The sequence below is a fragment of the Streptomyces sp. NTD91 genome (assembly GCF_059510455.1).
In genome coordinates this window covers 1-13808 of the sequence record NZ_JCAJZW010000046.1, presented here as the reverse complement: position 1 = coordinate 13808, position 13808 = coordinate 1, and the positions used below count along the sequence as shown (strand labels likewise).

12 protein-coding genes and 1 pseudogene are annotated in these 13808 nt (G+C 72.4%); 7 read left to right on the top strand and 6 right to left on the bottom strand.

What is annotated here, in order from left to right; all coding sequences use genetic code 11:
* Positions 1-14 precede the first annotated feature (14 nt).
* Complete coding sequence (locus tag AC5WRT_RS32300; RefSeq protein WP_496092350.1) at positions 15-1601, bottom strand: MFS transporter; 1587 nt, start codon at positions 1599-1601, stop codon at positions 15-17.
* A 207-nt stretch (positions 1602-1808) separates the two neighbouring features.
* Here AC5WRT_RS32300 and panB point away from each other — a divergent pair, with 207 nt between their 5' ends.
* The 3 genes from panB (at position 1809) to AC5WRT_RS32285 (ending at position 4729) form a co-directional block, all read left to right on the top strand.
* Positions 1809-2675: a 3-methyl-2-oxobutanoate hydroxymethyltransferase gene (gene panB / locus AC5WRT_RS32295; protein WP_496092349.1), complete on the top strand. Its 867-nt coding sequence runs from the start codon at positions 1809-1811 to the stop codon at positions 2673-2675.
* Between the two features lie 171 nt (positions 2676-2846).
* Positions 2847-3872, top strand: a complete 1026-nt coding sequence (locus tag AC5WRT_RS32290; RefSeq protein WP_496092348.1) for an ATP-binding cassette domain-containing protein — start codon at positions 2847-2849, stop codon at positions 3870-3872.
* A complete protein-coding gene (locus AC5WRT_RS32285; protein WP_496092347.1) occupies positions 3869-4729 on the top strand; it encodes an ABC transporter permease in 861 nt (286 codons plus the stop codon). Before AC5WRT_RS32290 ends, AC5WRT_RS32285 begins: the two co-directional genes overlap by 4 nt.
* A 14-nt stretch (positions 4730-4743) precedes the next feature.
* Here AC5WRT_RS32285 and AC5WRT_RS32280 read toward each other — a convergent pair whose 3' ends face one another.
* Entirely contained in the window at positions 4744-8001 is a 3258-nt protein-coding gene (locus AC5WRT_RS32280) for an ATP-binding protein (protein WP_496100859.1), read from the bottom strand.
* A gap of 407 nt (positions 8002-8408) precedes the next feature.
* Here AC5WRT_RS32280 and AC5WRT_RS32275 point away from each other — a divergent pair, with 407 nt between their 5' ends.
* Complete coding sequence (locus tag AC5WRT_RS32275) at positions 8409-9209, top strand: site-2 protease family protein (protein WP_496092345.1); 801 nt, start codon at positions 8409-8411, stop codon at positions 9207-9209.
* Here AC5WRT_RS32275 and AC5WRT_RS32270 read toward each other — a convergent pair.
* The 3 genes and pseudogenes from AC5WRT_RS32270 to AC5WRT_RS32260 form a co-directional block, all read right to left on the bottom strand.
* Positions 9199-9390 (bottom strand): hypothetical protein, encoded by a 192-nt coding sequence (locus AC5WRT_RS32270; protein ID WP_496092344.1) that lies wholly within the window; start codon positions 9388-9390, stop codon positions 9199-9201. The two genes, AC5WRT_RS32275 and AC5WRT_RS32270, sit on opposite strands and share 11 nt — an antisense overlap.
* 54 nt (positions 9391-9444) lie before the next feature.
* The gene (gene npdG / locus AC5WRT_RS32265) at positions 9445-10158 is read right to left on the bottom strand and encodes an NADPH-dependent F420 reductase (protein ID WP_496092343.1); all 714 of its coding nucleotides are present in this window, start codon (positions 10156-10158) and stop codon (positions 9445-9447) included.
* Positions 10159-10195: 37 nt separating this feature from the next.
* Positions 10196-10524: pseudogene (locus AC5WRT_RS32260) on the bottom strand (sialidase family protein); the annotation flags it as partial.
* Between the two features lie 202 nt (positions 10525-10726).
* On the opposite strand from AC5WRT_RS32260, the gene AC5WRT_RS32255 reads away from it, so the two are divergent.
* Both AC5WRT_RS32255 and AC5WRT_RS32250 read left to right on the top strand, forming a co-directional pair.
* Positions 10727-11323 carry a hypothetical protein gene (locus tag AC5WRT_RS32255; RefSeq protein ID WP_496092342.1) on the top strand — a complete coding sequence of 199 codons (597 nt, stop codon included), beginning with the start codon at positions 10727-10729 and terminating at the stop codon, positions 11321-11323.
* A 59-nt stretch (positions 11324-11382) separates the two neighbouring features.
* Positions 11383-12663: an MFS transporter gene (locus tag AC5WRT_RS32250; RefSeq protein WP_496092341.1), complete on the top strand. Its 1281-nt coding sequence runs from the start codon at positions 11383-11385 to the stop codon at positions 12661-12663.
* Here the strand turns inward: AC5WRT_RS32250 and AC5WRT_RS32245 are convergent, their stop codons facing one another.
* Positions 12664-12897 (bottom strand): hypothetical protein, encoded by a 234-nt coding sequence (locus AC5WRT_RS32245; protein WP_496092340.1) that lies wholly within the window; start codon positions 12895-12897, stop codon positions 12664-12666.
* Positions 12898-12955: 58 nt separating this feature from the next.
* Here AC5WRT_RS32245 and map point away from each other — a divergent pair.
* Positions 12956-13808, top strand: an 853-nt coding sequence (gene map, locus AC5WRT_RS32240) for a type I methionyl aminopeptidase (RefSeq protein ID WP_496092339.1), incomplete at its 3' end; no start/stop codon positions are given.

Genomic DNA, 13808 nt, shown 5'->3' with positions numbered 1-13808 from the left:
AGCCGCGATCCGCGTCACTCCGCGGCGACGACCAACTCCGCCTCCTGCTCGCCCGCCTGAGCGGCCGGCGACCTGCCGGGCAGGAACAGGCCCGTCACCACGGCGCCGATCAGCGCGACGCCCACGCCGCACAGCGCGGTGACGTGCATGGCGTGCAGGAACGCGTCGTTGGCGGGGGTGACCAGGGCCTTGCCCTGCGGGCCGAGCCGGCCGGCGATGCCCAGGGTGGCCTCGATGGACTCGGCGGCCCTGTCGCGCAGCGCGGGCGGCAGCATGCCGAGCTTGCCCTCGATGCCGTTGCGGTACGCCGTGGCGAGCACCGAGCCGAGGACGGCGATGCCGAGCGCGCCGCCGACCTGGCGGAAGGTGTTGCTGAGCGCGGAGGCGGAGCCGGCCTTCTCGCGCGGCAGCGCCTGCATGATGACGACCGAGGTCGGGGTCATGATGTGCGCCATTCCGGTGCCCATGAGGAAGAAGACGACCTCGAGGATCCAGATCGGCGTGTCGGCCTCGAAGGTCGCGAACGCGGCCAGTGTGGCGGCGATCAGCACCAGGCCGGCGGTGGTGGTGGCCTTGTTGCCGAACCGGTCGACCAGCAGCCGGGCGCGCGGCGCGAAGATCAGCTGGGCGCAGGCGAGCGGCAGCATCAGCACGCCGGACTCCAGCGGGGAGTAGCCGCGCACGCTCTGGGTGTAGAAGACGCCGAAGAACGTGACGCCCATCAGCGCGAAGAAGACCAGCGCGATGGCGCTCATGGCGGCCGAGAAGACCTTGTTCTTGAAGTAGGTGACGTCGAGCGAGGGGTGGTCGCTGCGCTTCTCGAAGATGACGAAGCCGGTCAGGACGACGAGACCGGCGATGATGGTGGCGAGCACCTTGGCGTCGGTGAAGTCGGCCAGCTCGCCGCCCTTGATGATGCCGTAGACCAGCAGCACGAGGCCGACGACGGACAGGACGACGCCGACGGGGTCGAGGCGGCCGGGCTTCGGGTCGCGCGAGTCCGGCACCAGCCAGGTCATCAGGACCAGCGCGACGACCACGATCGGCACGTTGACGAAGAAGACCGAGCCCCACCAGAAGTGGTCGAGGAGCGCGCCGCCGGTGATCGGTCCGATGGCGATGGCGAGGCCGACGCCACCGGCCCAGATGCCGATGGCCTTGGGCTGCTCCTCGCGCTCGAAGACGTTCATCAGCACGGCGAGAGTGGCCGGCATCACGAAGGCGGCGCCGAGGGCCATCAGCGCGCGGTAGGCGATCAGCTGGTCCGGGGTGCCCGACTCGGCGGCGAGCATCGAGCCGATGCCGAACACGGCGATGCCGCCGAGCAACACCTTCTTGCGGCCGAGGCGGTCGCCGATGAGGCCGGCGGTGAACAGCAGGCCGGCGAAGACGAGGGTGTAGGCGTTGATCGCCCACTCGATCTGCCCCTGGGAGGCGCCGAGGCCGGTCGGCGCGGGGCTGGAGATGGTCTTGATGGCGACGTTCAGGATGGAGTTGTCGAGCACCACGATGAGCAGGCTCAGCATCAGGACGCCGAGGATCGCCCAGCGGCGCCGGTGCACCGCTTCGGGTATCCGGGAGGCAGGGACAGGACTTGTCATGTGTTCGAGCCTACGACAATTCCGATACGGAACGGTCTCGTATCTTACGTCTTTATCAAGGCGTTACAAGGCCGTCGGAGGCCGGGATCGGCCCATCGGCGGGGATCACAGGCGGCCCCTCTGGCCGTGACTGGCACGAGGTGCCACCATGGAAGCGATCCGGGGACGCCGTGAGGGCGCCTCGAGATGACTGAAGGAGCCGTTGCCATGACGCAGCTTTCGGCTGCCCAGAACAAGTCCTCCGACGGCAGCAAGTCGCTGTACGGGGGGAAGGGCACTCGCCGCATCACCGTCCGCGACATCGCTCTCGCCAAGGAACGCGGCGAGAAGTGGCCCATGCTCACCGCCTACGACGCGATGACCGCGTCCGTCTTCGACGAGGCCGGGATCCCGGTGCTCCTGGTCGGCGACTCGGCGGGCAACTGCCACCTCGGGTACGAGACGACCGTGCCCGTCACCCTCGACGAGATGACCATGCTGTCCGCGGCCGTGGTACGCGGCACGCAGCGCGCCCTGATCGTCGGCGACCTCCCCTTCGGCTCCTACCAGGAGGGCCCGGTGCAGGCGCTGCGCTCGGCGACCCGGCTGGTGAAGGAGGCCGGGGTCGGGGCGGTCAAGCTGGAGGGCGGCGAGCGCTCGCACGACCAGATCCGGCTCCTCGTCGAGTCCGGCATCCCGGTCATGGCCCACATCGGGCTGACCCCGCAGTCCGTCAACGCGATGGGCTACCGCGTGCAGGGCCGGGGCGAGGAGGCGGCCCAGCAGCTCCTGCGCGACGCGAAGTCCGTCCAGGACGCGGGGGCCTTCGCCGTCGTCCTGGAGCTGGTTCCGGCGGAACTGGCGGCCGAGGTGACGCGCGTGCTGCACATCCCGACCGTCGGCATCGGCGCCGGGCCCGAGACCGACGCGCAGGTCCTGGTCTGGACGGACATGCTCGGCCTGACCTCCGGCCGGGTGCCGAAGTTCGTGAAGAAGTACGCCCGTCTGCGCGAGGTCATGGGCGACGCGGTGAAGTCGTTCGCCGAGGAGGTCGTCTCCGGCGCCTTCCCGCTGGAGGAGCACTCCGTCCACTAGACGGTGCCACTGAGCCATTGCGGCAACACCGGGCAGCCCGCCGATCTTCCCCCGTCGGCGGGCTGCCGCTTTGTGGGGGCCGCTGTCCGTGGGCCCCGCAACCGGGCGGTGTCGGTGCCCTGTCGGTCGGCTGTCGGTGGTTTGTCGGTGGGTGCTGGCACTGTCTCTCGCATGACGCGAATCCATGAGAACCCCGGCGGCACAAGCCACGCCGTGACGGTACGGGGACTGGTCAAGCACTACGGCGAGACCAAGGCGCTGGACGGTGTCGACCTGGACGTGCGCGAGGGCACCGTGATGGGTGTGCTCGGTCCGAACGGCGCCGGCAAGACCACCCTCGTCCGGATCCTGTCCACCCTGCTCGCCCCGGACGCCGGCCAGGCCACCGTGGCCGGCCACGACGTCGTCCGGCAGCCCCGTCAGCTGCGCCGGGTGATCGGTCTGACCGGGCAGTACGCCTCCGTCGACGAGAAGCTGTCCGGCCGGGAGAACCTGTACATGATCGGCCGGCTGCTGGACCTGTCCCGCAAGGACGCCCGCGCCCGCGCGGACGAGCTGCTGGAACGGTTCTCCCTGACCGAGGCGGCCAAGCGCCCGGCGAGCACGTACTCCGGCGGCATGCGGCGGCGGCTGGACCTGGCCGCCTCGATGATCGGGCGGCCCGCCGTCCTCTTCCTGGACGAGCCCACCACCGGGCTCGACCCGCGCACCCGCAACGAGGTGTGGGACGAGGTGAAGGCGATGGTCGGTGACGGCGTGACCGTGCTGCTGACCACCCAGTACATGGAGGAGGCCGAGCAGCTCGCCTCCGAACTGACCGTGGTGGACCGCGGCAAGGTCATCGCGGGCGGCGGGATCGAGGAACTCAAGGCCCGCGTCGGCGGGCGCACCCTCCGGGTCCGGCCGGTCGATCCACTGCAGCTGCGGCCGCTCGCCGACATGATGGACGAACTCGGCATCACCGGTCTCGCAAGCACCACCGTGGACACCGAGTCCGGGACCCTGCTGGTGCCGATTCTCAGCGACGAGCAGCTGACCGCCGTGGTCGGCGCGGTCACCGCGCGTGGCATCACCATCTCCTCCATCACCACCGAACTGCCCAGCCTGGACGAGGTGTTCCTGTCCCTCACCGGCCACCGCGCCAGTGCCCCACAGGACGCCACGCCCGCCGACTCCCGCGAGGAGATCGCCGTATGAGCTCCCACCCGTCGCCCGCCGCCACCCTGAACGAGGCGCTTCGCGCCGCCCCTGCGATCACCGCCGCCTCCACCGACGTCCGCATCCCGCTGCGCGGGCACCTGCGGCACACCGGCGCGCTCATCCGGCGCAACCTGCTCTGGATCCGACAGGACCCGGAGTCGATGTTCGACGCGCTGCTCATGCCGGTCGTCTTCACCCTGCTGTTCGTGTACGTCTTCGGCGGCTCGATCGGACAGGCGCTGGGCGGCGGCCAGGCCAAGTACGTGCAGTACGTCATCCCCGGCATGATCGCCATGATGAGCATGACGCTGGCCCAGGGCGTCGGCACCGGGTTCAGCCAGGACTTCAACAGCGGGGTCATGGACCGGTTCCGGTCGCTGCCGATCGGGCGCGGATCCGTGCTGTTCGCGAAGATCGCCGTCGAGCTGGGGCGGATGCTGTTCGCCACGGCCGTGCTGATGATCGTCTCTGTGCTGGTCGGCTTCCACGTCACCAGCTGGACCGGCCTGCTCGCGACCGTCGGCCTGTCCGCGCTGTTCGCCTCCTCGATCATGTGGGTGTTCCTCACCCTCGGCGTCATCCTGAAGAACGCGCAGTCGGTGCAGGCGATGGGCTTCCTGGTGCTGTTCCCGCTGCAGTTCGGGTCCTCGATCTTCGCGCCGACCACGTCGATGCCGGGCTGGCTGCAGCACTTCACCGACTACAACCCGCTGTCCACGCTCGCGGACGCGGCCCGCGGACTGATGATCGGCGGCCCGGTCGCCCACGACCTGTGGGTGACGGTGGCCTGGTCGGTCGGGATCACGGCGGTCATGGGACCGGTCGCGATCCACAAGTTCCGCACCAAGCACTGACACTCGCCGTGCCGTCAGACCAGGGCGGTGGCCTCCGCGAGGGAGAGGCCACCGCCCTCGGCGTACGCGGCCCGGAAGGCCGGCTCGTCCAGCACCTGCCGGATCCGGCCCTCGGCCAGGTCGTGGCAGCGGCGCTCGACGCCGGAGAGGATGTGGCCGGGCGGCAGCAGCGCGTCGGCGGCGCCCAGGCAGCGGGCCGCGTCGAGGGCGCGGCTGCCGCCGCCGACGTCGGCGAGGGCCATCGCCGCGCTGTTGAGGCAGACGGACTCCAGGTGCGGGGCGATCGTCTGGGTCAGCGGGTCGCGGGCCAGGCGCAGCGCCCGGCGGCACCGCTCGAGCGCCTCCTCGCCCCGGCCGTCGAGGGCGTCCAGCCAGGCCTCCTGGGTGAGGAGCATGGAGTCGAACACCACGAAGTGCGCGATCTTGAACTCCTCGCGCAGCAGGACCAGTTGCTGCCGGGCCTCGGCCACGCGGCCGGTCAGGCCCAGCCAGCAGGCGAGGAAGAGCCGGGCGGCGGGCATCGCCTCGTTGAGGGAGCCGTCCTGGCTCGCGATGACGTCCCGGAGCATCCGCTCGCCGCGCTCCATCTCTCCCACCTCCATGAGCACGGCGCCGAGGCGGGCGCGGAGGATGGCGATCTGGCCGCGGGCGCCGAGGCGTTCGGCGTGTTCGATGGCCTCGCGGTAGTCGGCGGCGGCCTCGTGGTAGGCGCCCCGGCGTTCATGGGCCTCGCCGCGGGCGGACAGCGCCTCGGCGGTGCCCCAGGAGTCTTCGAGGCGGCGGAAGATCTCCAGCGCCTCCTCGGCGTCCTGGGTGGCGTCGCGGGCCCAGGCGGTGCGGTTGGCGAGGAGGTTGGCGCGCATCTGCAGGGTCGTGGCCAGTTCCCACTCGAAGCCGGGTGTGTCGCGGCTGGTCCGGACGCAGGCGTCGATGACGGTCCACATCTGCTCGGCGCCGCCGGTGAGCATGACGGCGTAGAACCACAGCAGGCCGGGGACCCGGCAGGTCTGCGGCATCCCGGGTTCGTAGGCCCGGGTGATGGCGCGCAGCTTCGCCTGCGCCGCGGGCGTCTGCCAGGCGGCCAGGTCGTGGTCCATGCAGGCGAGATGGGCGAGGTGGACGCCGCGCCGGGCCTCGGCGAGGACCTCGCCGGTGTACGGCGGCGGGGTCTCGGTGCAGGGCCGCCACACCGGCCGGGCGGGCCGGACCGGTTCGGCGAAGGGGTCGGGGCCGAGCGCCATCACCTCCTCGCACCAGGTGCGGGTCTCGATGCGCTGGTCGCGCATCTGCCAGAAGGACGCCAGGGACAGCACCAGGCACAGCCCCTCCTGCTCGTCGCGGTCGGCGACGGCATGCCGCAGGGCGGTGCGCAGGTTCTCGTACTCCGTCTCGAACCGGTCGATGGCGGCACGCTGACCGGGACCGCGCAGCAACGGGTCGATGGTGCGGGCGAGTTCGCGGTAGTACGCCAGATGGGCGCGCTCGGCCTCGCGGCGCCGCCCCCTCTCGTCGAGCCGTTCGCCCGCGTACTCGGCGACGGTCTCCAGCAGCCGGTAGCGCATCTGGCCGTCGGCCGACGGCGCCGCCACCACCAGGGACTTGTCGACCAGGGAGCCCAGCACGTCCAGGGCGACGGGGCCGCACACGGCCTCGGCGGCGGCGAGGTCGCAGCCGCCCGCGAAGACGGACAGCCGGGCGAGGACGTCCCGTTCGTCGGCGTCCAGCAGTTCCCAGGACCAGTCGACGACGGCCCGCAGGGTCTGCTGGCGGGGCAGCACGGTGCGGCTGCCGGAGGTGAGCAGCCGGAAGCGGTCGTCGAGCCGGTCGGCTATCTGGCGCGGGGTGAGCATCCGCAGCCGGGCCGCCGCCAGTTCGATCGCGAGCGGGAGTCCGTCGAGGCGCCGGCAGATCTCGGCGCACGCCTCGGGGTCGTCCTCGACCCGGAAGCCGGGCCTGGCGGCCGCGCCCCGGTCGGCGAGCAGCCGCAGCGCGACGGGCTCGGGCAGCGGCTCCACCGGGCGCACCCGCTCCCCCGGGACACCGAGGGGTTCCCTGCTGGTGGCGAGGACGGTCAGCCCGGGGCAGCGGGCCAGCAGCCGCTCGGTGAGGTGGGCGGCCGCCTCGACCACGTGCTCGCAGTTGTCGAGGACGATCAGCATCCGGCGGCGGGCGCAGTGCTCCACGATCCGTTCGAGCGGGTCGTCGGGCCGGTCGGTGACCGCGCGCATGCTCTCCGCGCCGGCGCCGTGCAGCACGGTCTCGCGGGCGCCGATGGCGGTCAGCACGGCCTGCGGTACCGCCTCGGGGTCGTCGACGGGCGCCAGCTCGGCCAGCCACACCCCGTCCCGGACGGTGTCCCGTACCGCCTCGGCTGCCTCCTGGGACAGCCGGGTCTTGCCGGCGCCGCCGGGCCCGAGCAGGGTGACCAGGCGGGCGCCGGCGAGGTCGGCGCCGATGGCATCGATGTCGCGCTCCCGGCCGACGAAGGAGGTGAGCCGGGCGGGCAGGTTGCCCAGGACCCGGCGCTGGGGCTCCCTCGGGGCCTGCGCGGTCAGCAACTCGGCGTGCAGGGAGCGCAGTTCCGGCCCGGGGTCGGAACCGAGCCGGTCCGCGAGCAGCCGTCGTACGTCCTCGTAGGCGGCGAGCGCCTGCGCCGGGCGGCCGGTGTCACGCAGGGCGCGCAGCCTGAGCGCCTGCAGCGGCTCGTCCAGCGGATGGCCGTCGCACAGGGCGGTCAGCTCGGGCAGCGCCTGCTCGGCGTGGCCGAGGGCGAGGGCGGCGGTGTGCCGGGCGCGCAGCGCGTCGAGCCGGCGGGCCTCCCAGCGGGCCGCCTCGGCGTGGTGGTCGGGCAGGTCGGCGAGGGCGGGGCCGCGCCACAGGGCGAGCGCGTCGTCCAGGACGGCGGCGGCCTTGGCCGGATCGCCGTCGCCGAGCGCGGCGAGGCCGTCGCCGGTCAGCCGCTCGAAGCGGATGAGGTCGACGTCGTCGGGCGCGGCGGTGAGCCGGTAGCCGCCCTCGGCGGAGGCGACGGCGTCCGCGCCGAGGGTCCGGCGCAGCCGGCCGACCAGCGCCTGGAGCGCCCCGGCGGCGTCGGCGGGCGGATCGGCGCCCCACACCTCGTCGACGAGCACGCCGACGGGCACGGTCCGCCCGGCGCGCAGCGCGAGCACGCCCAGCAGGGCACGCAGCCGCGCCCCGCCGACCGGGACGGCCGTGCCGTCGGGGCGGAGTACCTGGGTGGTGCCGAGCAGGCGGTAACGCACGGGGTCCATTGTCTCCGGGGACGGCCGGGTACCGCCTTCGGGTTCCGGATGCGCATGAACGTGGAGGAGTCGGGAGTGAGGGTCCGATCGGCCACGGGCACCTGGATCTCCTTGCCGAAGGGGCCGCACCGGGTGCACGGGTGGGCGCCGTTCTCCGGCTTGGTCACGGATCCGGTCCGGTGGCAGCGCCGACGCCTCGGGCTCTCGCTTGTGGCCCTCCCGGGGCGGGACGACCGAGAATTCGCCCGTCGCGGCCCGGCCGGGCGGTCCTTCCTCGATCTGGTCGGCGATGCGCCGGGCCGTGGTCACGTGCGCCTGAGTGACGGGTCCCGGGAACCGCGGGCCGCCCGCAGGACGTTCTCCCGGGACCACCTGTACGGTCGATCCGCTCGCACCAGCTACGCAGGGAGCCGCACATGACCACCGCCACCACCCGCCGCGACGACCGCCGGGTCAGTCCCGTGTTCGTCGGGATCCTGGCCGTGACGGCGGTCACGGGCTGGGCCACCTGGACGGGAGCCGCGGCACAGCCGGGCGTCGCGGTGTTCCTGTTCGTGACGGCCGCCTGGATCGTCTCCCTGTGCCTGCACGAGTACGCGCACGCGCGCACGGCCCTGCACAGCGGCGACATCACGGTCGGCGCGAAGGGGTACCTCACGCTGAACCCGCTGAAGTACACGCACGCGCTGCTGAGCATCGTGCTCCCGGTGCTGTTCGTGATCATGGGCGGGATCGGTCTGCCGGGCGGCGCGGTGTTCATCGAGCACGGCCGGATCCCGGGCCGCTGGCGGCACAGCCTGGTCTCGGCGGCGGGCCCGCTGACGAACGCGCTCTTCGCGGCGGTGTGCACGGCGCCGTTCTGGCTGCACGCGCTGGACGGCGTGCCCGCCGGCTTCCAGTACGGGCTGGCGTTCCTGGCCCTGCTCCAGGTCACGGCGGCGATCCTGAACTTCCTGCCGGTGCCGGGCCTGGACGGCTACGGCGTCATCGAGCCCTGGCTGTCGTACAAGGTCAAGCGGCAGGTGGAGCCGTTCGCGCCGTTCGGTCTGCTGCTCGTGTTCGTGCTGCTGTGGCAGCCGTCGGTGAACACCGTGTTCTTCGACGCGGTCGACGCGATCCTGCGCGACCTGGGCGTGGGCGACTTCCCGCGGTACTGCGGCCAGGAGTTGTACCGATTCTGGCAGGGCACGCCGGAGATCTGCCAGGTCAGCCCGTGACGGACTCGCCCTGCGCGGCGGTGGCCCGGTTCCGCTTGACGTAGTACCAGGTCATGTTGGACGTCAGACCCGCCAGCAGCACCCAGACGAGTCCGAGCCAGCTGCCCTGGACGAAGGAGACGACGGCGGCGGCCACGGAGAGCACGCAGACGACGAGGGTGCACAGGGCGATGCGGGGCATGGGGTCGGCTCCTTGCGGGGGACACTGCTACGACGACCAGTGTCCCCCATCCGCTCAGACGTCGGTGATGCGGAGCCCGGCGTGTGCCTTGTAGCGGCGGTTGACGGAGATCAGGTTCGCGACGAGCGACTCGACCTGGTGGGCGCCTCGCAGCCGTCCCGCGAAGACGCCGCGCATCCCGGGGATGCGCCCGGCGAGGGCCTGGACGAGCTCCACGTCGGCCCGCTCCTCGCCCAGCACCATCACATCGGTGTCGATCTGCTCGATCTGCGGATCCTGGAGCAGGACGGCGGACAGATGGTGGAAGGCGGCGGTGACGCGGGAGTCCGGGAGCAGGGCGGCGGCCTGCTCGGCGGCGCTGCCCTCCTCGGGCCTGAGGGCGTAGGCGCCCTTCTTGTCGAAGCCGAGCGGGTTGACGCAGTCCACGACGAGCTTGCCGGCCAGTTCCTCGCGCAGGGACTTCAGCGTGTCGCCGTGGCCGTCCCACGGTACGGCGACGATCACGATGTCGCTGCGGCGCGCGGTCTCGGCGTTGTCGGCGCCCTCGACGCCGTGGCCGAGTTCGTCGGCGGCCGCCTGCGCGCGCTCGGCGGCGCGGGAGCCGATGATCACCTTCTGGCCGGCCCGGGCGAGCCGGTAGGCGAGGCCCTTGCCCTGCGGTCCGGTGCCGCCGAGCACGCCGACGACGTACCCGGAGACGTCGGGCAGGTCCCAGGGGTCCTTGGCGGGCGCCTTGGCAGGGGTCTGTGCGCTGTCGGTAGAGGTCATGGGGCGACTCTACGTCCGTGCCGGGTACGGCACCGGCTCAGGTGAGCCGCCGCACGGGGACCCGGCGGAAGGTGATCGTCCCGTAGGCGCCGAAGCCGCCGGTCTCGTGGAGGAGTCCGACGGTGGCCGCATCGACGCGGACCAGGTCGGAGTGGGCGGCGGGCAGCCCGTCGACGGTGAACGCCGTGCGCCAGGTGGTGCCGCCGTCGGTGGAGGCGCGGATCGGCATCGGGGCACGGTGGACGGCGTCGGCGGGGCCGGAGCAGGCAGCAGGCCGGGTGCGCGGATATGGAGGACGGAGGCCTGGCAGACGGGCGCGGTCGGGCCGGCCTGCAGGCGGAACGGCTCGACCAGGTGGCCACGACCGCCGGGATCCGGAAACCGGTGCAGCCCTCGTGTCCGGCACGAAGGGAACGGCGATGTCGGTCATGGGGCGGCTCCTCGGGATCGGCGGGACGGCGATACGGGCGACCGGTGTTCGCACGGTGACCGGTGCATGTCCCCGGGTCGGGCGAATTCCGGGTGAACTCGACATCACGAGCGCCTCGTTGCGGCAGGATGCGGGCGCATGGACGCCGTACGGGTCGCGCTGTTGCGGGAAGTGCTCGCCGGGACCGAGTGGCTGGGGGCCACCCGGAGGTTCGCGGGGGTGCTGCGCGGATCCGTGGTGGCGCACGGGGGCGGGCTGTTGCTGGTGGGCACGCCGGAGTACGAGCCGTGGCATCTGGCGGCGCACCTGGTCGACGAGGCCGCGTGGTCCGGGACGCCCGAACTGGCGCCCACCCTCGTACGGCATCACGCCCGCTCCTGCGACCCCGCGCACCTGGCCGTCGGCCCCGGGCGCATCGAGGCGGCACGGCGCGGCGAGACGCTGCTGGTCGTGGCCCCCTCGGAGCCCGCGCCGCTGCTCGAGCGGGTCCACTCGGCCCGGCGGGCCGGGGCGACCGTGCTGGCCCTCGGCTCGGGCGACGGCGACCTCGCGGCGATGGCCCACGACACCCTGGCCGTGCCGGAGGGGGCGGAGCTGGACCTGGACACGGTGCAGCACCTGGTCAGCGCGGCGGTCGGCGAGAACGCGGGCACCCCGAGGTCCCGGCGCGGCTTCCGCGACCGGCTGGCCCGGCTGGCGGAGACGTTGACGGCACCGCCTCCGGCCTCCTGGTGACGCGGCTGTGGCGGAGAAAACCGGTTGCCCGGTGACCCCGCCCCGCCGAGCATGCCTGAGTGACCCGCGCCCTCCTCCCCGACCTCTCTCCCTGGAAGGCCTCCGTCGACTTCCGCCGCCTGTGGAAGTCCGGCCTGATCAGCAACTTCGGCAGCTTCCTGACCTTCGTCGCGCTCCCCGTCCAGCTGAAGGACCTCACCGGATCCGCGGCGGCGGTCGGCGCGATCGGCGCAGTGGAGCTGCTGCCGCTCGTCGTGTGCGGCCTGTACGGCGGCGCCCTGGCCGACGCGCTCGACAAGCGCGGGCTCATCGTGCGGACGGAGGCCGGGCAGGGGCTGCTGAGCGCGGCCCTGCTGGTCAATGCCCTGCTCCCGCGGCCCGCGGTGTGGCCGCTGTACGCCGTCGCCGCCCTCTCCTCCGCCCTGGTCTCCGTGCAGCGCCCGGCACTGGACTCCCTGTGGCCCCGGATCGTCGCCCACGACGACATGCCCGCCGCGGCCTCGCTGAACTCCCTGCGCTGGACCGTCGGAGGCGTCGCGGGCCCGACCGTCGCGGGTGTGGTCGTCGCCTACGCGGGCCTGGGCTGGGCGTACGCGGCCGACCTGCTGACCTTCGCCGTGTCGCTGGCGTACATGGTCCGGATCGCCCCCTCCCCCGCCTCCCTCCCCATGGCGTCCAAGCCGTCGCTCGGCGCCATCCTGGAGGGCGCCCGGTACGCCTGGAGCCGCAAGGAGCTCCTCGGCACCTACGTCGTCGACCTCGCGGCGATGTTCCTGGCCGTGCCGCTCGCGGTGCTGCCGTTCCTCGCGGACGAGCTGCACGCCGACTGGGCGCTGGGTCTGATGTACGCCACTGTCCCGGCCGGGGCGATGCTGGTGAGCCTGACCAGCGGCTGGGCCTCCCGGATCCACCGGCACGGCCTGATGGTGGTGCTGTCGGCCGCCGGCTGGGGTTTGGCGGTCGCGGCGGCCGGTGTGTGCGGGAACGTATGGCTGGTCCTGGTCTTCCTGACCGTCGGCGGTGGCTTCGACATGGTCAGCGGGATCTTCCGGTCGGCCATGTGGAACCAGACGATCCCGGACGAGCTGCGCGGCCGGCTCGCCGGGATCGAACTGCTGTCCTACTCGGTCGGTCCGCAGCTCGGCCAGGTCCGGGCGGGCGGCACGGCGGCCTGGGCGGGCGTGCGGACCTCCGTCGTCTCCGGCGGGCTGGCCTGCGCGGGCGCCATGGGCCTGCTCGCGCTCTGCCTGCCGGGACTCATGGCGTACGACGCCCGCACCAACGAGCACGCGGTACGGATGCGCGAGTGCCGCGCCGCCGCCGCGCCCACCGGGGTGTGATCACTCCTCGTCGCCGCTGCCGCCCGCCGGGGCGTCGTGCCACCGGGGATCGTTATCCCACTCGAGGTTGCGCTCGGCGGCGATCTCCATGGCCCGCTGGGCCTCCGCCGGGGAGGCGTACGGCCCGAAGCGGTACTTGGCCGGGCACTCCGGGCCCTCCTCGACCTTCTTGTGCTTCAGGCAGTAGTACCACTCGCCCGGCTTGCCGACGGTGCGCTTCTTGAACAGGGGCATGACCAGCTCCTCTCGCCATCGACATGTTCCCCCATGCCGGCTGGATAGACTCGCTGGCATGTCTGGCCAGTCGCTGCTCGTACCAGGGGAACTGTCCCCCACCCGTTCGGTTCCCGGAAACATCCGCCGCCCCGAGTACGTCGGCAAGCCCGCGCCGGCGCCGTACACCGGGCCGGAGGTGCAGACCCCGGAGACCATCGAGGCGATGCGGATCGCCGGCCGTATCGCCGCGCGGGCGATGGGGGAGGCCGCGAAGATCATCGCGCCGGGCGTCACCACGGACCAGCTGGACAAGGTCGCCCACGAGTACATGTGCGACCACGGTGCCTATCCCTCCACGCTCGGCTACCGGGGCTTCCCGAAGTCGCTGTGCACCTCGGTCAACGAGGTGATCTGCCACGGCATCCCGGACTCGACGGTCCTCAAGGACGGTGACATCGTCAATCTGGACGTCACGGCCTACATCGGCGGGGTGCACGGCGACAACAACGCCACCTATCCGGTCGGGGACGTGGACGAGGAGTCCCGGCTGCTGGTGGAGCGCACCCGGGAGGCCCTCGACCGCGCGATCAACGCGGTCAAGCCGGGGCGGCAGATCAATGTCATCGGCCGGGTCATCGAGTCGTACGCCAAGCGCTTCGACTACGGGGTCGTCCGGGACTTCACCGGTCACGGCATCAGCACCTCGTTCCACTCGGGCCTGATCATCCCGCACTACGACAGCCCGCACGCGACGATGGTCATGCAGCCGGGCATGACGTTCACGATCGAGCCGATGCTGACGCTGGGCACCCACGAGTACGACATGTGGGACGACGGCTGGACGGTCGTGACGAAGGACCGCAGGCGCACGGCGCAGTTCGAGCACACGCTGGTGGTGACGGAGACCGGCGCGGACATCCTGACCCTCC